General features: G+C 69.1%; 17 protein-coding genes, 1 tRNA gene and 1 pseudogene. 4 read left to right on the top strand and 15 right to left on the bottom strand.

The features are described from left to right. Nucleotides 1-65 precede the first annotated feature (65 nt). Together ACGFZ2_RS31360 and ACGFZ2_RS31355 are read right to left on the bottom strand one after the other, a co-directional pair. Nucleotides 66-533, bottom strand: a pseudogene (locus tag ACGFZ2_RS31360) (transposase family protein); the annotation flags it as partial. Nucleotides 534-745: 212 nt separating this feature from the next. Beyond that, nucleotides 746-1,789, bottom strand: a complete 1,044-nt coding sequence (locus ACGFZ2_RS31355; RefSeq protein ID WP_393270494.1) for a 1-aminocyclopropane-1-carboxylate deaminase/D-cysteine desulfhydrase — start codon at nt 1,787-1,789, stop codon at nt 746-748. Between the two features lie 98 nt (nt 1,790-1,887). On the opposite strand from ACGFZ2_RS31355, the gene ACGFZ2_RS31350 reads away from it, so the two are divergent. Continuing rightward, nucleotides 1,888-2,250 carry a cupin domain-containing protein gene (locus tag ACGFZ2_RS31350; RefSeq protein WP_393459955.1) on the top strand — a complete coding sequence of 121 codons (363 nt, stop codon included), beginning with the start codon at nt 1,888-1,890 and terminating at the stop codon, nt 2,248-2,250. Nucleotides 2,251-2,262: 12 nt separating this feature from the next. Continuing rightward, complete coding sequence (locus tag ACGFZ2_RS31345; RefSeq protein WP_393270499.1) at nt 2,263-3,243, top strand: TauD/TfdA family dioxygenase; 981 nt, start codon at nt 2,263-2,265, stop codon at nt 3,241-3,243. A 6-nt stretch (nt 3,244-3,249) separates the two neighbouring features. Here ACGFZ2_RS31345 and ACGFZ2_RS31340 read toward each other — a convergent pair whose 3' ends face one another. The 3 genes from ACGFZ2_RS31340 to ACGFZ2_RS31330 all read right to left on the bottom strand — a co-directional run bounded on the left by ACGFZ2_RS31340 (nt 3,250) and on the right by ACGFZ2_RS31330 (nt 8,423). Beyond that, entirely contained in the window at nt 3,250-5,163 is a 1,914-nt protein-coding gene (locus ACGFZ2_RS31340) for an ATP-binding protein (protein ID WP_393270500.1), read from the bottom strand. Nucleotides 5,164-5,687: 524 nt separating this feature from the next. Further along, on the bottom strand, nt 5,688-6,953 hold the full coding sequence (locus ACGFZ2_RS31335) for an IS701 family transposase (protein ID WP_393460068.1): 1,266 nt from the start codon (nt 6,951-6,953) through the stop codon (nt 5,688-5,690). 171 nt (nt 6,954-7,124) lie between these two features. Beyond that, on the bottom strand, nt 7,125-8,423 hold the full coding sequence (locus ACGFZ2_RS31330) for an IS701 family transposase (protein WP_393459952.1): 1,299 nt from the start codon (nt 8,421-8,423) through the stop codon (nt 7,125-7,127). Between the two features lie 422 nt (nt 8,424-8,845). On the opposite strand from ACGFZ2_RS31330, the gene ACGFZ2_RS31325 reads away from it, so the two are divergent. After that, a complete protein-coding gene (locus tag ACGFZ2_RS31325) occupies nt 8,846-9,067 on the top strand; it encodes a hypothetical protein (protein ID WP_357457086.1) in 222 nt (73 codons plus the stop codon). A gap of 709 nt (nt 9,068-9,776) precedes the next feature. Continuing rightward, the gene (locus ACGFZ2_RS31320; protein WP_393459949.1) at nt 9,777-10,337 is read left to right on the top strand and encodes a hypothetical protein; all 561 of its coding nucleotides are present in this window, start codon (nt 9,777-9,779) and stop codon (nt 10,335-10,337) included. A gap of 266 nt (nt 10,338-10,603) precedes the next feature. Here the strand turns inward: ACGFZ2_RS31320 and ACGFZ2_RS31315 are convergent, their stop codons facing one another. The 10 genes from ACGFZ2_RS31315 to ACGFZ2_RS31270 form a co-directional block, all read right to left on the bottom strand. Continuing rightward, the gene (locus ACGFZ2_RS31315) at nt 10,604-10,849 is read right to left on the bottom strand and encodes a helix-turn-helix domain-containing protein (protein WP_393459946.1); all 246 of its coding nucleotides are present in this window, start codon (nt 10,847-10,849) and stop codon (nt 10,604-10,606) included. Nucleotides 10,850-11,091: 242 nt separating this feature from the next. Continuing rightward, a complete protein-coding gene (locus tag ACGFZ2_RS31310) occupies nt 11,092-11,304 on the bottom strand; it encodes a tyrosine-type recombinase/integrase (RefSeq protein ID WP_393459943.1) in 213 nt (70 codons plus the stop codon). Further along, complete coding sequence (locus tag ACGFZ2_RS31305) at nt 11,301-12,233, bottom strand: tyrosine-type recombinase/integrase (protein ID WP_393459940.1); 933 nt, start codon at nt 12,231-12,233, stop codon at nt 11,301-11,303. Before ACGFZ2_RS31305 ends, ACGFZ2_RS31310 begins: the two co-directional genes overlap by 4 nt. Before the next feature lie 118 nt (nt 12,234-12,351). Further along, nucleotides 12,352-12,425 (bottom strand) — tRNA-Pro (locus tag ACGFZ2_RS31300). Nucleotides 12,426-12,626: 201 nt separating this feature from the next. Further along, complete coding sequence (der, locus tag ACGFZ2_RS31295) at nt 12,627-14,030, bottom strand: ribosome biogenesis GTPase Der (protein WP_393459937.1); 1,404 nt, start codon at nt 14,028-14,030, stop codon at nt 12,627-12,629. After that, the gene (gene cmk, locus ACGFZ2_RS31290; protein WP_393270066.1) at nt 14,027-14,707 is read right to left on the bottom strand and encodes a (d)CMP kinase; all 681 of its coding nucleotides are present in this window, start codon (nt 14,705-14,707) and stop codon (nt 14,027-14,029) included. The genes der and cmk overlap by 4 nt, the downstream gene beginning before the upstream one ends. A gap of 154 nt (nt 14,708-14,861) precedes the next feature. Continuing rightward, a complete protein-coding gene (locus ACGFZ2_RS31285; RefSeq protein ID WP_393306768.1) occupies nt 14,862-15,632 on the bottom strand; it encodes a pseudouridine synthase in 771 nt (256 codons plus the stop codon). Then, nucleotides 15,619-16,596: an SMC-Scp complex subunit ScpB gene (scpB, locus tag ACGFZ2_RS31280; RefSeq protein WP_393459934.1), complete on the bottom strand. Its 978-nt coding sequence runs from the start codon at nt 16,594-16,596 to the stop codon at nt 15,619-15,621. Before scpB ends, ACGFZ2_RS31285 begins: the two co-directional genes overlap by 14 nt. After that, complete coding sequence (locus ACGFZ2_RS31275; RefSeq protein WP_393459931.1) at nt 16,593-17,615, bottom strand: segregation and condensation protein A; 1,023 nt, start codon at nt 17,613-17,615, stop codon at nt 16,593-16,595. Before ACGFZ2_RS31275 ends, scpB begins: the two co-directional genes overlap by 4 nt. Nucleotides 17,616-17,669: 54 nt before the next feature. Next, a complete protein-coding gene (locus ACGFZ2_RS31270; protein WP_036375269.1) occupies nt 17,670-18,593 on the bottom strand; it encodes a ParA family protein in 924 nt (307 codons plus the stop codon). Between the last annotated feature and the right edge of the window lie 96 nt (nt 18,594-18,689).

Raw genomic sequence — 18,689 nt, 5'->3', positions numbered from 1 at the left:
GGCAAAACAAATGCCACCGGGTCAAAACCCCACCCTTGACCGGCCCCGCTCCTTCATGGATGACACAGAGCAAAATCGTCAACGCCGATCACACCGGGCGTCCGCCCGGTGGGCAACGGGATGCGCAGCAGGGCGCGCAGGGCCGTGTGACGGGACAGGCCCATGGCGAGTATCGCCAGCAAACGCGACCCTGCCCGGCCCGCTAACTCCTTGACCACGGCTTTGACCTGCCTGTTCAGACGGGCCGTGCGGCGCTGGTATCGCTCCAACACCCCGGGAACCTGTTCCCGGAAGGTGTGGCGGCAGCCGCGCGTGGGGCACACCAGACGCCGCGCCCGCACGCGGACCACCACCCGGCGCCCGTCGACCGGAACGTCGGCCGCCGTCCGCCAGTGATAGCCGTGGACCCGTCCCGACGAGGCCCCGCACATCGGGCAGACCGCGGTGTCCTGCGGCGTCCGGGCCCGCACCACGATCTGCTCACCCTCGTCGACCACGTCCTCGATGATCAGCGGGGACAGCCCCGAGAACACCGCCTTTACAAGCTCATCGAGATCCTCCGCATAGGAGTCAACGACGCCTCGCCACCCTCCGTCACCACCGAATGTGAGACAGGGCCGTTAACTTGACACTCCCGCTTCACGATCGACGGCGTTTCGGGCACCTGACCGTAATCCAACCCGGATCCCGCAGGTCAAGCCGGCCCACTGACGAGCACCTGACCAGTCACTTGGCGCCGTACAGGTCAACCCTCGGCTTCCTTGATCAAGTCGGGTGCATAGCCGAAAAGGCCGGGAAGCCCTCCGGTGTGCAGGAACACCACCGTCTCTGTCGCGGCGATGTCGCCTGCGCGCGCCGCGTCAATGAGCGCTGCCGCAGCTTTGCCTGTGTAAACCGGGTCGAGGGTGATGCCCTCCGTGCGCCCGAACAGGCGAATGGCCTCCCATACCGCCGGCGAGGGCAGTCCGTAACCCAAGCCTAGGGCTCTTTCAGTCACGTGGACGCGTGTTAGTGCTGGTGCCGGGACGCCCAGCATCGTCGCCGTCTCACCGACGAGCTTATGGATGACGGCTGACGCGTCTGCCGCCGGCTCGGACACCGAAGCGGCGTCGATCCTCACCGGCCAGTCCAGCAGAGCCGCACCGATCGCCAGGCCGGCAGCGGTGCCCGCGCTCCCGATCGGCAGGACTATTCGGTCGGCGCCTTCCATCTGCTCTCTGAGCTCAGCGGCGGCGGTCAGGTAACCGAGCACTCCGAGAGGGTTGGATCCGCCCACCGGAAGGGTGACCGCACGCCGGCCTTCTTTCGCTGCCTCAGCGACGATCTGACGGTGGGTGGCATCCGTCTCTTCATCGCGTTCGCAGACGTGGACCCGGGCGCCGTAAAGGAGATCGAGCGCGACGTTTCCCGACCGCTCATACGCCTCGTCAGACCGTGGCGCGGTCAGGGCGGAGGATCCGGCGATGTGAGTCACCTGCTTGGTGAGGACCAGTTCGCAGCGAAGGCCGAGCCGGGCGCAGGCCGCTGCGGTCTGGCGGCCGTGGTTGCTTTGCAGGCCGCCGAACGTGATGATCGTGTCAGCACCGCTGGCAACGGCGGCACCCAGGAGGAACTCGAGCTTTCGCAGCTTGTTCCCGCCGACGCCCAGTCCGTTGATGTCATCTCGCTTCACCAGAATCCGCGGCCCACCGACCTCCTCCGTCAGGCGATGGCACGCCTCTAACGGCGTCGGCCAATGACCCAGCGCGACCTTGGGAAAGCATGACAAGTCAACGACCGGACGGGGCATCGCTGCCTCCTTGGGGATTGGGCGCGTACTGAGGATAACCTATGAGACGATCTCACAAGATTATTGACCAGAGCCGATTAGGCCGCCACAATCCATACATGGCTCTGGTCGCGTGGAAGAGACTGGTTAACGAGAGTCCAACTGGGCGCTTCGCCGAGGGCTACGTCTTCCCCTGGCCGGAGGCCGCGATTCCCCCTTTCGGTGCGATGACCTGCTGTATCTCGCCGGGTGAGAAGTGTGAGCCTGACCAGCACAACCAGGACGAGATCGCGTTCATCTACCGTGGTCACGGAGAGATCATCGCTGGCGGGGAGGTCTGGCACGTGAGCCAGGGCGATGCGGTTTTCATACCGCGCAATGTCGAGCACACCTTCAGCAACACTGATCCTGACAGGGATTTCGCCTTCTTCTCGGTTTGGTGGCCACGCATAGAGCCCCGAGACACTGTGGACGAGAGCTGAGATGGAGAGATCGTGGGCACCCCTGTGGTAGCTGAATACACGCTGTCGTCAAGTGAGGCCGAGCGGATTCAAAGCCTGGCTAGATCCCTCGACGGGGAAAGCGTCGAGGATAGACGGTTCCTGGCACGGGCGGCGGTTTGGGCCAACGAGCTTCCGCGTAACCTCCGTGCGTTTCTCGAGGACTTCCGGGTCACCGAAAGTTTCCCAGCTTGCCGCATCGGAGGCCTGCCGGTCGACAGTAAGCACATTGGACCGACGCCCACGGTCTCCAGCCGTTGGCGGGCGAAGGCAGCCAGCGAGACCCGGGCGGAACTTGTCGCCGTTCTGCTGAGCTCATGCCTCGGCGATGTCTTCGGTTGGCGCTTGCAGCACGACGGTTTCCTGATACACGACCTGGCGCCGCGGCCTGAGCACGAGGACACGGGTCTCGGCACCGGCAGCCGACAGCACATCAACTGGCACACCGAGGATTCGTTCCACCCCTGCCGGGCTGACTATGTCGGCCTTCTGTGCGTCCGCAATCCCGCGGAGGTGCCGACGACGATCGGGTTCCTCGACAGCAGCCTGCTAAGCGACGCCGACCGGCAGATACTTGCTCAGCCGGTGTTCACGTTCAGGCCCGACCCGTCCTATTTCGTCTCTGACGCTGAGCCCGTTCCCGGGCCAGACAAGGGAAGCATCCTGTACGGCGATTCCGCTGACCCTTACCTGCGGTTCGACCAGGACTACATCGACCTGCCGGCCGGCATCGAGGGAATTGAGGAGGCGATTGAATCCCTGCGCCGCGCAATCGAGGTAAACCTGATCGACCTCTCTCTTCACTCAGGGGACCTCCTGTTTCTCGACAACCGGCGGGCCGTCCACGGGCGGGCCTCATTCCAGGCAACCTATATCGAGACCGAAAGATGGCTAAAGCGTGTCAACATCACCTTGGACCTCAAGCGGTCACGGCATCTTCGTGACTCGGCCATCGATCGCGTGATCCGCGTCTGACCTGCTTCAGCCCAAAGAGTCCAGCTCCCGCTGGACCCGGTCCGCGTCGACCGGGCGCCCTTTCCCGCGGTACAGTCGGATTGCCTGAGACCAGACCTCACGGGCCTGCCCAGCCCGGCCGGCCGCGACATAGACCTGACCAAGCCGGTCGAGGGTGTTCGCCTGGTAGTAAATGCTGTTCAGCCTTCGGAAAAGAGCGAGGGCAGAGTGATAGTGCGTCAGCGCGTCATCTGGCCGCCCGGTGTGCTGAGCGATGTATCCCAAGCTGGCTAACGTATTTGCCTCTCCCACGCGATAGTCGTGCTGTCGGCACAACGCCAGCGCTGCCTCACAGCGGGCCTGGGCCTGGGCATAGTCGCCGACCCGCGCCTCGAACCAGCCGACGGCGTTGAGCATCGCCGCTTCCCGCACCTGCAGACCCAGCTCCCTGTAGAGCCGGAGCGCCTCCGTGGCGTGCCTGTGCGCAGCCTGGTCCTTGCCGGCCCGCCCGTTAGCCCACGTAAGAATCCGGTGCGCGTGCGCTTGAGCGGACAGGTCGCCGGCGTTCTCTGCCACCTGCAAGGAGCGCGCGAGCTGTGCCAGTGCCTCCTCGTGGTCGTCCAGGTTGAGGTTGGCGTCGCCAAGCAGGCGGTGGGCCAGGGAGATGACGGCGGGGTTTCCGACCTGCAGGGCCGACTCCAAGCCGGTCCGCCAGACCGCACGCCACTCACGAAGGTGACCGCGCCGGTAGTGAAAGGTATCCAAACACCACGCCAGCTGCCACGCGAGGTCATGCATGCCAAGCTCGGCCGCGAGCTGCTGCGCGGCCATCAGGTTTGCATGCTCAGCCTCGAGCCACGCCACCGCTTCAGCCGGGTCGGCTAAAGGCAGCGGATGGCAGTCGGGTGCAGGCGCGTCGATCTCGACCGGATGCCGGTGCGGGTCGAGCAGACGCTCGGCGCGGTGAGCCGTGTGCCGGTAAAAGTCGATTACCCGGCGGAGCGCCTCTTCGCGATTGCTGTCGGACAGGTGCTCGTGAGCCTGCTTGGTCGCATAAAGCCGGAGCAGGTCGTGCATGCGATGGCGACCAGCGACCTGCTGCACGACGAGATGGGCGGTTTCCAGCTCGTGCAGCAAGAGCCTCGCCCGCGTCGTCGGCAACCCAGCCAACTCGGCCGCAGCCGGCAAACTGATGTCTGGTCCGGGAGCCAGCCCAAGCAACCCGAACATCTCGGCTGCGGAGCCGGTCAGTGCCTGATAAGACCAGGAAAAGACACACTCGAGGTTTAACGGGATCTCACCGGCGTCGAACCCCTCAAGCCGGGTTCTCTGATCGGCCAGTTCATCGGCCAATCCGGACAGTGGGAGGGCTGGATGGGCGATCACGCGGGCGGCGACGATGCTCAGCGCGAGGGGCAACCCTCCACACATGGCGAGCAACATCGCAGTGGCTTCTGGCTCAGCTGTGAGCCTTTCATCCCCGAGGTGGCTGGCGAGCAACTGACGTGCCTCTGGCTCGGAAAGGGGTGCAAGGTCCACAAGCTGGGCGCCATGCTGTGTCACCAGGCCTGCCAGCCGGCGTCGGCTGGTGACCAACACCGTGCAGCCGGGCCCGCCGGGCAGCAACGGTGCGACCTGCGCGGTGTCGCGCGCGTTGTCGAGCACGATCAGGATGCGCCGGTCCTCCACCAGACTCCGGTAAAGACCGATTTGGGTGTCGAGGTCAGCGGGAAGTTTGGTCGGATCCTCGCCGAGCGCGTACAGGAAGCCGCGGACGGCCTCGGCGACAGACATCGGCTCGCCGGTCGGTGCGAATCCCCGCAGATCGACCATGAGCTGGCCGTCCGGGAAACGATCGAGGTGCTGCCTGGCCCAGCGTACCGACAGCGAGGTCTTCCCTATTCCACCTGCCCCGCCGATCGCCGAGATCACCACGGTCATGCCAGCATGCGTAACATGGTCTAGGGCATCGGTCAGCATCGCTAGCTCGGCCGACCGCCCGGCGAACCGCCGCGGTGCGGGTGGTAGCTGCCTGGGGATGGTCCGCCTTTGCACGCTGTCTACGCCAGAGGACGCGTTGCCGGTGCGCGTCGAGGCATATTGTGCCTCCGCGGCTTTGATTCGCCGCAATCCCTGGAGGAGGAGCCATCCGCCAATGCTTGCTGCGATGCTGACCGCGCCAGCCTGCCGGATCGCCTCCGTAACGTCACGACCCAACGCGAACTGAAGGTGACCGTCAATCCATGCCAAGGCCTCATCAAGCCATGCCTTCGCCAAGACGTATGTCAACCAGAAGGCACCGGCCGCAACGGCCAGCACCGCCAGCCGTGACCACACCCACCACGCGGCTTTGGACCGCCACATCTTCCGCCCCCTCGGCCCGGCCGATCGACACGACATCGCAAAGGAACGTTGTCCAAACTAGATAATGGTGTCGAGCCTAATACGGCAGCCGCCGTTCGGGATCATGGCTGAAGTTCGAGGTTGAGGCGGCGTGTGTAGTGGGCTCGTCGGGCTCGGGCTTGATGCCGGCGTCGCCAGCTTGACCAGTGCAATCGATGGGCGAGGTCGCTGATCGGGCGGATGATGCAAGCGTTGATCAGGCGGCGGACCTCGTTGACCGTGAGCTTGATCAGTCCGGTGTCGGTGGGGTCGTCGTGGGTCGCGTCGGCGGCGCAGATCGCCAGGACGGCGAGGGCGGCCAGGGCGAGGGTGGTGAATCGGTGCCAGGAGTCCCAGCGGCGGACCTGGTGCTGGTCCAAGCCGACCTGGCCCTTGGCGGCTTGGAAGCTCTCTTCGATGCTCCAGCGAATGCCCGCGACCCGCACGAGCTGCGCGAGGGTGGCCGGGCGTGGCGTCCAGCAGCGGTAGAAGGCCAGTTCGCCGGTGGTGGTGTTGCGGCGGATCAGCAGGCTGTGTCGGCCGCCGTCGTCGGGGTCAGCGTCGGTGCACACGTCATCGAGCCAGGCCCATTCGTAGAAGCGCGGCCCTTTCGACCCGGCGCCGGCTGAGCGGCGCTGCCACGCCGAGACGGGCAGGTCAGCGGCGATCCGGTCGGCGCGGATGCGGGTCTTGCCGCCGTCGAGCGGAACCAGGTGGCTGCGGGACACGGCCAGGACGTGGCCGAGCTGGTGTTCGCGCAGGTGGGCGCGGAACGCGGCGCTGTTGCCGTAGGCCTCGTCCGCGGCGGCCCACCCAGCCGGCACCCCGACGTCAAGGGCCGCGGTGATCATCTCAGCGGCCAGCTCCGACTTGGTGGCGAACTCGATGTCGTCGGGCACGCCGGCGGCTCGGCAGCGATCCCGGTCGTCGGTCCACGACGCCGGCAGATACACCCGCCGGTCGATCAGCGTGTGCCCGCCCACGCCGGCGTAGCCCAGGAACACCCCGACCTGGCTGTTCTCGATCCGCCCCGCCGTGCCGGTGTACTGCCGCTGCACCCCCACCGTGTGGGTGCCCTTCTTCAGGTCACCGGTCTCGTCGACCACCAGGACCGCGTCCGGACCACCGAACCGGTCGACGATCAACTGCCGCAGGTCGTCGCGGACGGCGTCGGCGTCCCACACCGCCCGGTACAGCAGCCGCTGCATCGCGTCCGGCCTGACGTGTCCGGCCTGCTCGGCCAACTGCCAGCACGTCTTGACCTCAAGATCGGACAGCAGCGCCGTCACGAACTCGCCCGCCGCACGGCGCGGTTCCACCCGCCCGAACCGGCCCGCGAAGCACCCCAGCACCCCGGCCAGCACCCGCTCCCACCGAGCAACGGCTACGCTGTGGCACGCGGCCACCAAGATCTGATGTTGTGTCCACAACGCACAGACGATCACGCGGTGGCCGCCTCGCGTCCACCCCACCCGAGCAGCAAGATCCCAAACGGCGGCTGCCGTACTAATACTCCAACGTCACTTTGCCTGTCTGCGCTGGTAGTGGGATCGTCGGGCTCGGGCTTGGGATTTCCGTCGCCAGGTTGACCAGTGCAGGGTGTGCGCTGGTGATAGCGGTGCGGTGAGGACGAAGGCGTTGAGGAGCCGGCGGATCTCAGCGACGGTCAGCGCGATGATCTCCGGGTCGGCGTCGGGTTGCTCGACGGTGATGGCGGCGAGGATGGTCAGGACGGCCAGGGCGAGCATGGCCAGCGTGATGAAGCGGTGCCAGCCGGTCCAGCTACGGACCTGGTAGTGGTCCAGGCCGGCCTGGCCTTTCCCGGTCTGGAACAACTCCTCGATGCCCCAGCGGGATCCGGCGACGGTCACGAGGGTGTGCAGCGGCACCGGGCGAGGTGACCAGCACAGGTAGAAGGCCAGCTTGCCGGTGCTGCGGTTACGGCGGATGATCAACCACCGATGCTCATCAGGGTGTGTGGCAATGGTGATCCAGGCCCACAGGTAGTCGCGGGGACCTTTTGCTCCCGGCCCGCAACTGTGCAACTGCCATTCCCGGGTGGGGATCCGGTCGGCGAGGTCGTCGACGCGCACGAGGGTGCGGCCGTCGTTGACGTGCACGCGTCGATCGCAGCCGACGGCCAGGACGTAGCCGATCCCGCGCAGCTCGAGGTCATCGCGTAGGCCGGGGTCGGCGCCGTAGACCTCGTCGCCGGTCACCCATCCTGCCGGAACACCGGCGTCCACCGCGGCAGCGATCATCTGCCGGGCCAGGGCCGGCTTCGTAGCGAACCCGACCTGCTCGGGGACACCAGCGGCAGCGAGCCGGCCGGGCCTGTCGCACCAGGTCGTCTCGGGTAGGTAGAGCCTGCGGTCGATCAACGCCCGCCCCGCGGGTGACACGTAGGCCAGGAACACCCCGACCTGGCTGTTCTCCACCCGACCGGCCGTGCCGGTGTACTGACGCTGCACCCCGACCGAGCACACGCCCTTCTTCAGGAAGCCCGTCTCGTCGGTAACCAGCACAGCCTCGGGGTGACCGAGCTGCTCGACCAGCCAGTTCCGCACGTCATCGCGGACGGCGTCGGCGTCCCACACCGCCGTACGCAACAGCCGCTGCATCGCCTGCGGATCGGCGTGACCCGCCCGTTCCGCGAGGGACCAGCAGGTCTTACGTTCCACGCCCGACAGCAGCCCTTCCACGAACTGCCCGGCGGTCCGGCGTGGCTCCGCCCGCACGAACCGGCCAGCGACACGCGTCACCGCCTCGTCCAGGATGACCCGCCACCGGTCAAGGTCTAGGCTGTGGCCCACGGCCATCGCGCGATCTTCGGTTGTCCTCACAAACCATCGATGATCAACGCGGTGGCCGTCCTCATGCCCACGCCACGCCCAACGCCGAAGGCAAGTGACGTTGGAGTATTAAGGGAGTTCGACAAGTTCTTCGCGCAGCATCGCCATCGCTACCCTGCGGTGAGAATGGAAGGCTGAAGGCGGACCCGGTCGCTGCCATCACACCCGCCCGCCGACGGCGTGGCGACGCTCCCTGCGGGATTGACCGGCGGCGCTATCGTGCCCGGGTGACCCGGACCCGCCTCACTGTCACCGCCCTACTGGCCGCTGCCGCCCTCACCGGCTGCGGCGGCAGCGCCGAATCCGCCGCGGCCCCGTCCAGTCCGTCTACTACCTCCGCGGCCCCAACGCCGTCGTCTACGACCGACGACCGGCGGGGATGCCGAGCCGTGATCGCCCTTGGCGACACCGACCCGACCGAGTTCCGCAATGCGGGCGCGCTCGCCGCCGAGTCCACCGTGCCCGGCATCAAGCAGGCCGGCATCGATCTGATCAACGCGGCCAACGACGCCGGCACGCTCCCCTGGCTCGACGCGAACATCGCCATGGACCGGGCGGCGCTCGCCGTGTTGGAGGCGTGCACTGACGAGTTCGGCGACGGGCCCTGGTAGACCGAGACGACGAAGTGGCCCCCCACCTCCCTGAACCAGGGCGCTTCGCTGCCGGGGCAGCAGGGACCGGTCGGCGAGGTGTTCGACTTCGGCTTGCCCGTTGAAGGTGATGTGCCAGGTGTGGAAGCGGAAGCCGATGCCCCAGCCGGGTCGCCAGTGCCAGTGGTTGCGGATGTGGGTGGCCGTGGGACTGCCATGGTCGCTCCAGGTTGTCAGGGGAGTTGGCGGGCTGCGCCGGTGGCGCAGAACTCGGTGATCGCTGCTTGGAGGCTGCGGGCTTCGCTGCTCGTGGGTAGCGACGGTGCTGGCGATGGTGCGGCCCACGTCGGGCATGCGATGGACTGGTGGATGGAGTCGCTGTTCGGGCGGCAGGGTGAGAACGGGGGAGAGGGCCGAGAGAGCGCCATCGAGGCTGTTGGCGTTGAGGTGTGCCGAGGCGGCCCAGATGCGGATTTGGGCGAGCGTGCCGTAGACGACTGAGGGGTCCGCTGTGGCTTTCGCGAGAGCGTGGTTCGCGTGTTCGGTGGCGCTGGCGGCCTCACCGATGGGGAGCAGCACTGCGCCGCGTAGTTGGGCTGGCGTACGGCAGCGCAGGCGAGCAGTCCGCGTCCGGAACCGTCCGGGGGAAATGGGCGTCTTATCCCGGACGGCGCAAGTTCGGTGCACACTGTCCGAGCAGGTGGTACGCGCCCAGCGGAGGAGGTTGACCATGAAAGCACGGACCTTGCTGCTGGCACTGGCGGCGCCGGCCGTCATGGCGCTGACGGCGTGCGGGCGACCGGCCGCCGGGCAATCCGCCGCCGGGCAGCCCGAACCGGTCGTATCTGACTGGCCGAATCAGGGGAGGCTCACCGACTGGGCGGCGGCCGTCGAGCGCGAGGGCCAGCAGAACCATCCTGAGGTGTACGCCGGTGTAGAAATCAACCTCGTCGCCGACGCGGTGATCGTGCACCGCGTACCCTCGGCCACGTTCGACGAGGCCGTACGCGGGTTGCTGCCGCCGGCCGCCATCGTTCGGTATATCGACGCCACGTACTCCGAGCGGCAACTCGCCGGTTGGGCAGCCGCGGTGGTCGCCGACACCGACTACTGGCGGGAGCGCGATGTCGAGTTGAACGCCGTCGGCGCCAAGCCCGGCAAGTGTGTCGAGGTCGGCGTCGATGACCCCGCCCGCGACGCCGCCTCGATCACCGCCCGATACCCGGCACGGCCGATCTGCGTGGAGCACGCCGGCAAGGCGGTACCTCTGACCGCCGTCGGGCAGGGCTGAGCCCACAACACACCACGTCGCCCTGGTGCTCGTTGACGAACGCCAGGGCGACGTGGTGACAGGTGCGGTGTGCCGGCCGACGTACGTCTACCAGCGCAGACTCGGCCGCCAAGCCAGCCGAAAGATAAGTGACGTTGGAGTATTAAGGACGGCGCGCCGGCTCACACCGTGCGCGCCGTCGGTCCTTTTGTTTTGTCGGCGCAACCAGCCCGGTCGGTCCCGGGATTCCCTGTCTCAGGCTCTGAGCCTGGCTAGCGACAGGTCGGCTACTCGATGGCAAGCAGCTTGAGGATCGCCGGTACGGGCACGAGGTACCGCCGGCCGACGCGCAGAAGGCGTACCGGGAATTCATTGGTCCTGGCCAGCTCGTAGGCCTTGGTACGCCCGATTCCCAGGATCGCTCCAGCGGTCTCCACGTCGGTGGTGACGCCGAGCTCCCGCACCGCCTCGATCGTCCAGACCTGGTCCAGCACCTGGCCCGGCTTGCGTCCGCCGGTTGTGGTCGTTGACATCGTCCGCCGCCCTCCCCTGAGGTCGTGAGCACGCCGATACCGGCGTCAGCTTTCACGATGCGATCACCCGGTTACTCGGCGCGTTGCCAAGTGAGAGCAACCGCCACGGTAACGGCAACGGCCACAGCCGCTGGCTACCGTGCCGATGCCCGAGCTGACTGTCCGGACGTCGGCTCCCTCACCGGAAACCTCCGCAGCCAGAAGTACTGCAATCGGGCGTGACCCAGCGCCTTCTTGCCTAGCTACCCCGCGGGCGACCAGGTCGCTGCGTCTCCGAGCACGGCCTCCATCAGCTCCGCGGCCTTGCGCTCGCTCTCCGGCAGCACGTGGGTGTAGACCTCACGCGTCGTGCGGCTGTCAGCGTGACCAAGCCGCCGCTGCATCACGTGCTCGGGAACACCGGCGTCAGCGCCGGTGGTAGCGGAGGTGTGCCGCGCGTCGTGCAGCGCGATCACCGGAACGCCGGCATCAGCGCACGTTTCGCCCACTGGTCGGTGAAGTACTTCGGGTAGTACGGCTCTCCGTCCTCGCGGCAGAACAGGTAACTGCCGTCGTGGTACAGGACGCCGGCGTCGGCCTTCTCCACGGCTTGGCGCTCCTGGTGGGCGCGCAGCTCCGCTACCAGGGCCGGCCCGAGCGCCACCGCCCGCTTGCTCTTGCCCTTCGGCGCCTTCTCCACCACCCCGTTGCTGGTGGTGGTGCGTTGCCAGTGCAGCAGCAGAACGCCCCGGTCGAGGTCAACGCGCGGCCACTTCAGACCGGCCAGTTCCCCTCGTCTGGTACCGACGACTATCGCCAGCACCCACGCGGCACGCAGCCGATGGTCGGCGTGAAACTTGAGGAACTTCGCCGACTGCGCCGGCGTCCATACGCCTTTGCGCCCCATCGTCTCCCGCTCGGCCTGCCGGGGCTGCCTTACACCGTCGACGTTGACCCCGAGGTCGCCCAGGGCCTTCATCAGGATCCGGTGCACGATGCGGACGGTGGTCGGCGACAGCGGCCCACCGTTCTTGCCGCCACCCTTCAGAAGCTTCTTGTAGAGGTCGTGAATGACCCGCTTGTCGAGCGCGTAGAGCTGCCGCCCGCCAATGTGCGGGACCACGTAGCAGCGGATGACATCCCGGTAGTTGCTGAGCGTTGTTTCCTGGACGTCCAGCTCGCGCTCGTTGAGCCAGCTCTCCAGCTCCGCGGCGACGCTGCCGTCCGCGCCGAGGTCCGCTCCGCCGTAGGCGGCGCGCGCCTCCTGCTCCGCCTTGAGCGCGGCGGCCTGGTTGGGAAACCCTTGCCGCTTGTGCTGGCGGCGACCGTTCGCGTCAGGCGGGAGGTCGATGATGAAGAACCAGCGGGTCTGGCCGTTGGCGAGGCGGTAGCTGTAGACAGCCACGGGCTGCACCTCCGCAGTAACGGGATCGGGGGATGCAGCCCACGTTAAGCGATCTCCGTTACCGCCAGCGTTACCGCAAGATCACACATGATCTTCTATATCCGCTGGTGAATACCAGTCGGGACGGCCGGATTCGAACCGACGACCCCTTGACCCCCAGTCAAGTGCGCTACCAAGCTGCGCCACGTCCCGATGCCCCCGCGCGGATCTCCCCGCGACAGCCGGTACAGCTTAGCGCACGATCATCCCGTCGTCCGCACTGACCCCTCCCGCCCCCGAGCCGCGTCGTCCACCTCACCACCCGCAGAGCGTCCTAGGAGGATAGGTGGGGAATGGGAGCGGAAAATGCCGGATGGGAGCGGTGCTCCCATCCGGCATCAGGTCCGGCCAGGGTCAGCCGTGCGCCTTACCGCGGCCACCTGGGCCTAGCTTCTTGCGGGGGCGTACCGAGATCTCGATCGGGCTGCCCTCGAAGCCGAACTCCTCGCGCAGCTTGCGCTCGACGAAGCGCTGGTAGCCCGCGTCCAGCGGACCGGTGGTGAACAGCACGAAGCGCGGCGGGGCCACACCGGCCTGGGTGGCGAAGAGGATCTTCGGCGCCCGACCGCCGCGCACCGGGTGCGGGGTGGCCTGCACCAGGGCGGTCAGCCACGAGTTGAGCTGCGCCGTCGGCACCCGGGTCTCCCAGCTCGCCAGGGCCTTGCGCAGCGCCGGCGCGAGCTTGTCGACCGCCCGGCCGGTCCGCGCCGACAGGTTGAGCCGGATCGCCCACGGGATCCGGCGCAGCTCGCGCTCGATCTCCTTGTCCAGGTAGTACCGGCGGTCGGCGTCGACCAGGTCCCACTTGTTGAAGGCGATCACCAGCGCCCGGCCGGCCTCGGTGACCATGGACAGGATCCGCTGGTCCTGCTCGCTGATGACCTCGCTGGAGTCGAGCAGCACCACCGTGACCTCGGCGGCCTCGATCGCCGACGCGGTCCGCAGGCTGGCGTAGTATTCGGTGCCGCTGGCCTTGCCCACCCGCTTGCGCAGGCCCGCCGTGTCCACCAGCTGCCAGGTCTCCCCGCCGATCTCGACGAGGCTGTCCACCGGGTCCACCGTGGTGCCCGCCACCGAGTCCACGACCGCCCGCTCCTCGCCCGAGAAGCGGTTCAGCAGGCTGGACTTGCCGACGTTCGGCCGGCCGACGAGGGCAACCCGGCGCGGGCCGCGCGGACGGTTCTCGACGATCTTCGGGGCCTCCGGCAGCGCGTCCATGATGGCGTCGAGCAGCTCGCCCGAGCCGCGGCCGTGCAGCGCCGACACCGCGTACGGCTCGCCGAGGCCGAGCGACCACAGCGAGGTCGCCTCCATCTCGATGGAGGTGTTGTCGGCCTTGTTCGCGACCAGGATCACCGGCTTGGCGCTGCGGCGCAGCATGCGTACCGCCGCCTCGTCCACATCGGTCGAGCCGACCATCGCGTCGACGACGAACAGCACCACGTCGGCCGTGGCGACCGCCGCCTCGGCCTGCGCCGCGATCGCGGCCGCCCGGTCCTTGGCGTCGGGCTCCCACCCGCCGGTGTCCACCACGGTGAACTGCCGGCCCGCCCACTGCGCGTCGTACGGGACGCGGTCCCGGGTCACCCCGGGGATGTCCTCGACGACCGCCTGCCGGCGGCCGATGATCCGGTTGACCAGGGTCGACTTGCCCACGTTGGGACGGCCGACCACGGCCACGACCGGCTGCGGGCCGGTCACTTCCTCGGTGTCGACGTCCGGCTCCCGCAGCTCCACCCAACCGTCTGCGTCGGTCATGCCACTCCCCGCTCGGTCAGCAGGTCACGCAACCGGGCGACGACCTCGTCGATGCCCAACTCGGTCGTGTCCAGCATCACGGCGTCGGCGGCCTGCGCCAGCGGGTCGGCCTTGCGGGTCGAGTCGAGCCGGTCCCGCCGGGCCAGGTCGGCCGCGGTGGCCGCCACGTCGGTGGCGTCCTCGGCGCTGCGCCGGGCGGCCCGGGCCGCCTCGGAGGCGGTGAGGTAGACCTTCAGGTCGGCGTCCGGCGCCACCACGGACCCGATGTCGCGGCCCTCGACCACGATCCGGCCGGCGTGGGCGATCATCTCGCGCTGCCGGGTGACCAGCAGCGCGCGCACCGCCGGCACGGCGGCCACGGCGGAGACCGCCCCGGTGACCTCCGGGCCGCGGATCTCGGCATCGACGGTCACGCCGTCGGCGGTCACGCCGTACCCCGTGGGGTCGGTGCCGATGCGCAGGTCCACCTCGCCGGCGACCTTGGCCACCGACTCGGTGTCGGTCAGGTCGACACCGGAGCGCAGCACGGCCCAGGTGATGGCCCGGTACATGGCGCCGGTGTCGAGGTAGCGAGCACCGAGGCCGACGGCGAGCCGCCGCGAGACGGTGGACTTACCCGAACCGGACGGCCCGTCCACAGCGACCACGCAGCGCCCGGCCCGTACGTTTTCCTCCACCGTTGTCCTCCTCAGCCCGTACCCCACGAAACGCCCACCGCGTCCCGCGAGCGGTTTCCACACGTCCTCAATCATGCCCGGCGGCGCGCGAGGTCGCCGCCGGCCGCCGGGCCGCCACGGAGCCTACCGGCACCCGTACCCGCGAGCCGGCCGGTCAGTCACCCACGGCCTTGAACAGGGCGGCGACCTCCGCGTTGGTCAGCCGCCGGGTGCGCCCGGCGCGCAGGTCACCCAGCCGGATCGGCCCGATGGCGGTACGCACCAGCCGGCTCACCGGGTGGCCCACCTCGGCGAGCAGCCGCCGGACGATGTGCTTGCGCCCCTCGTGCAGGCTCAGCTCCACCTGGGCGGTCCTGCCCAGGGTGTCCACCACCCGGAAGGAGTCGACCTTCGCCGGGCCGTCCTCCAGCTCCACGCCGGCCGTCAGCCGCTTGCCGAGGTTGCGCGGGATCGGCCCGGACACCTCGCAGAGGTAGGTCTTCTGCACCCCGTACGACGGGTGCATCAGCTTGTGCGCGAGAGTGCCGTCGTTGGTGAGCAGCAGCAGGCCCTCGCTGTCGGCGTCGAGCCGCCCGACGTGGTAGACCCGCTGCTCCACCCGGTTGCCGAGGAAGTCGGCGAGCGCCGTCCGCCCCTTCTCGTCGGCCATGGTGGAGACGACCCCGCGCGGCTTGTTCATGGCCAGGTAGACCAGGCGGGTGTCGGCGACGAGGCGCTCGCCGTCGACGTGGATGACGGCGGTGGCCGGATCGACCTTGTCGCCGAGCTGGGCGACCCGCCCGTTGACGGTGACCCGGCGGCGGAAGATCAGGTCCTCGCAGGCGCGCCGGGAGCCCACGCCGGCGGCGGCCAGCACCTTCTGGAGGCGCTCGGCCCCCTCGAAGACGGGCGCGTCGGGGCGGGGGGTGCGGTCATCGCGTGGCATCGGCAAGCTCTTCTACGTCGTCGGGAAGGAACGGGGCCAGCGGCGGGAGGTCGTCGACGCTGTTCAGCCCGAGCTTCTCCAGGAACATCGTGGTGGTCCGGTAGAGGAACGCCCCGCTGTCCGGTTCGGCGCCGCACTCCTCCACCAGCCCGCGGGAGACCAGGGTACGGATCACCCCGTCGCAGTTGACACCCCGGATGGCGGAGATCCGCGACCGGGTCACCGGCTGCTTGTAGGCGACCACGGCGAGTGTCTCCAGCGCGGCCTGGGTCAGCCGCACGGACTGCCCGTCCAGCACGAACCGTTCCACGTAGGTCGCGTATTCCGGGCGGGTGTAGAGACGCCAGCCACCCGCGGCCCGGCGCAGCTCGAAGCCGTGCCCGGCGGCGGTGTAGCCCGCGGCGATCTCGTCGAGCATCGGCCCGATCCGCTCGGCGGGCTGCTCCAGCACCTGGGCGAGCGTCAGCTCGCTGACCGGCTCGTCGACCACCAGCAGGATCGCCTCCAGCGCCCCGCGCAGCTCCGCGTCGTCGAGTTCCGGCGCCGGCGCGGGTGCCGGCGCCGCCCGCCGCCGCCCGGCCGGCTGCTTCGTCGGTACGCCCGCAACCGCGTCCCGTGCCGCGGTCTCCGCGTGCCCGGCGCCCTGTGCCGCCGGGTCAGGCCGCTCCGCGCCCTGTACCGCCGTCTCGCCCTGTTCGGCGCCCTGCTCCGCCGCGGCTGTCCGCTCCGCGCCTCGTTCCGCCGTCTCGCCCTGCTCGGTGCCCTCCCCCGCGGCGTCCCCGAGGGTCTGCCCCGTGCCGCCGACCGGCGCGGCGGGGACGTCGGAGGGATCCGGCACCTCCGGGGGCAGGTCGCTGCCAGGATCACCCGAAGGCGACTCGGCCGGCGGGGTGGGGCGCTGCCAGGGTGGGATCCAGGCGGCGGCCTGGTCCGCCAGGGAGTCCCGGCGCTCCTCGCTGCTCATCCGGTCTGCCCCTCCGTCGTCGTCGCCGTCCCGTCCCCGCCCGCCGCCGCGCCCGCCCCGGCCTCGTGGACCGGCCCCGCCGCACTCGCGTCGGCGACCGGCGGGCCCGCGGGCGACGTCTGGTCCGCCGGTTCGGCGGGGGTGCCGGCGTACTCGTCGATGTACAGGTCCGGGCCGCCCTCGGCGGGGCCGGTCCAGCGTACGGTCAACTCCTCCAGGGCCTGCTCCTGGACGAAGGCGACCAGGCCCTCCCGGTAGAGCTCCAGCAGCGCCAGGAACCGGGCCACCACCTCCAGGGTGGCGTCGCAGTCGGCGCAGAGCAGCGAGAAGGTGGCGGTGCCGGCCCGGCGCAGCCGCTCGGTGATGATCGCCGCGTGCTCCCGGACGCTGACCCGGACCATGTGCACGTGGGCGATCGACACCTCCGGCACCGGCTTCGGCGTCATCGCCCTGATCGCCAGCTTCAGCAGCCGCTCCGGGCCGATGCCGAGCACCAGGTCCGGCAGGGCCTCGGCGTACCGGGGCTCCAGGGTGACCGCCCGGGGGTAGCGCCGGCCGCCGACCTCCTCCAGCGCGGCGATGTGCGCCGCCGCCTCCTTGTACGCCTTGTACTGCAGCAGCCGGGCGAAGAGCAGGTCCCGCGCCTCCAGCAGGGCGAGGTCCTCCTCGTCCTCGACCTCGGCGGCGGGCAGCAGCCGGGCGGCCTTGAGGTCGAGCAGGGTGGCGGCGATGAGCAGGAACTCGCTGGCCTCGTCCAGGTCCCACTGGTCGCCCATGGCCCGGATGTACGCGATGAACTCGTCGGTGACCCGGTGCAGCGCCACCTCGGTGACGTCGAGCTTGTGCTTGCCGATCAGCTGGAGCAGCAGGTCGAACGGGCCGGTGAAGTTGGCCAGCCGGACGGTGAAGCCGCCGCTCTCCGCCGCCTCGGGCACGCCCCCGGGACCCGTCGGCACCTCGGCGGCCGGCACGGGCGGCTGCTCCGGCGTCTCGGGCGGATCGAGGGGTGGCGCGGTCACCGGAAGACCGTAGTCCACGCCCCGGACGCCTCGGCGCGAAGGTGCACCCCGGGCCTACCGCTCCGCCTGGGCGGCGATCACCTCGCGGGCGAGCTGGCGGTAGTTGCGGGCGCCGGACGAGGCCGGGTCGAGCGTGGTGATCGGGGCACCGGCGACGGTGGACTCGGGGAACTTGACGGTCTTGGTGATCACCGTCTGGTAGACCTTGTCGCCGAACGCCTCCACCACCCGCTGGAGCACCTGCCGGCAGTGGGTGGTGCGGCTGTCGTACATGGTGGCGAGGATGCCCTCGAGCTCCAGGTCGAAGTTGAGCCGCTCGCGCACCTTGTCGATGGTGTCCAGCAGCAGGGCGACACCGCGCAGGCTGAAGAACTCGCACTCCAGCGGGATGAGCACGCCGTGCGCGACGGTGAGCGCGTTGATCGCCAGCAGGCCCAGCGAGGGCTGGCAGTCGATCAGGATGTAGTCGTACTCCTTGCGGATCGACCGGAGCACCCGGGCCAGGGCCATCTCCCGGGCGACCTCGTTGACCAGCTGGATCTCGGCCGCGGAGAGGTCGATGTTGGCCGGCAGCAGGTGCAGCCCCGCCACGTCGGTCTTGATCAGGACGTCCTCGGCGGTGACGTCGTCCTGCATGAGGAGGTTGTAGACCGACAGGTCGAGGTTGTGCGGGTTGACCCCCAGCCCGACCGAGAGGGCGCCCTGCGGGTCGAAGTCGACCAGCAGCACCTTGCGGCCGTATTCGGCCAGCGCGGCGCCCAGGTTGATGGTCGTGGTGGTCTTGCCGACGCCGCCCTTCTGGTTGGCCATCGCGATGATCCGGGCCGGGCCGTGCCGGTCGGTCGGCATCGGCTCGGGGATCGGCTTGCGCATCGTGTAGGCCGCCGGATCCGCCGGGCCGAGATCCGCCCCGAGCGTGGCCTGCTGCTCGCGGAGCTCCGACGTCCAGGTCTCGGCACGGTCACCGTTGCCAGCCATGTCCTCGTTGCCCCCTCCCGACGACCACCCGGCGTCGGAGCCGTCCGACGTCCTGCGCGGCGCCGCTGCGCACCCCGTCTGCCTCGCCCCAGGAGG

This window comes from Micromonospora sp. NPDC048063, from assembly GCF_043202855.1.
Lineage (GTDB): Bacteria > Actinomycetota > Actinomycetes > Mycobacteriales > Micromonosporaceae > Micromonospora.
This window is presented reverse-complemented; position numbering and strand designations above follow the sequence as displayed.

Bases quoted from the DNA above. Each gene is read 5' to 3' on its own strand.
- ACGFZ2_RS31355 (WP_393270494.1), bottom strand. From the start codon at position 1,789: ATGCCCCGTCCGGTCGTTGACTTGTCATGCTTTCCCAAGGTCGCGCTG.
- ACGFZ2_RS31350 (WP_393459955.1), top strand. From the start codon at position 1,888: ATGGCTCTGGTCGCGTGGAAGAGACTGGTTAACGAGAGTCCAACTGGG.
- ACGFZ2_RS31340 (WP_393270500.1), bottom strand. From the start codon at position 5,163: ATGACCGTGGTGATCTCGGCGATCGGCGGGGCAGGTGGAATAGGGAAG.
- ACGFZ2_RS31330 (WP_393459952.1), bottom strand. From the start codon at position 8,423: ATGGCCGTGGGCCACAGCCTAGACCTTGACCGGTGGCGGGTCATCCTG.
- ACGFZ2_RS31320 (WP_393459949.1), top strand. From the start codon at position 9,777: ATGAAAGCACGGACCTTGCTGCTGGCACTGGCGGCGCCGGCCGTCATG.
- ACGFZ2_RS31315 (WP_393459946.1), bottom strand. From the start codon at position 10,849: ATGTCAACGACCACAACCGGCGGACGCAAGCCGGGCCAGGTGCTGGAC.
- der (WP_393459937.1), bottom strand. From the start codon at position 14,030: ATGACCGACGCAGACGGTTGGGTGGAGCTGCGGGAGCCGGACGTCGAC.
- ACGFZ2_RS31285 (WP_393306768.1), bottom strand. From the start codon at position 15,632: ATGCCACGCGATGACCGCACCCCCCGCCCCGACGCGCCCGTCTTCGAG.
- scpB (WP_393459934.1), bottom strand. From the start codon at position 16,596: ATGAGCAGCGAGGAGCGCCGGGACTCCCTGGCGGACCAGGCCGCCGCC.
- ACGFZ2_RS31270 (WP_036375269.1), bottom strand. From the start codon at position 18,593: ATGGCTGGCAACGGTGACCGTGCCGAGACCTGGACGTCGGAGCTCCGC.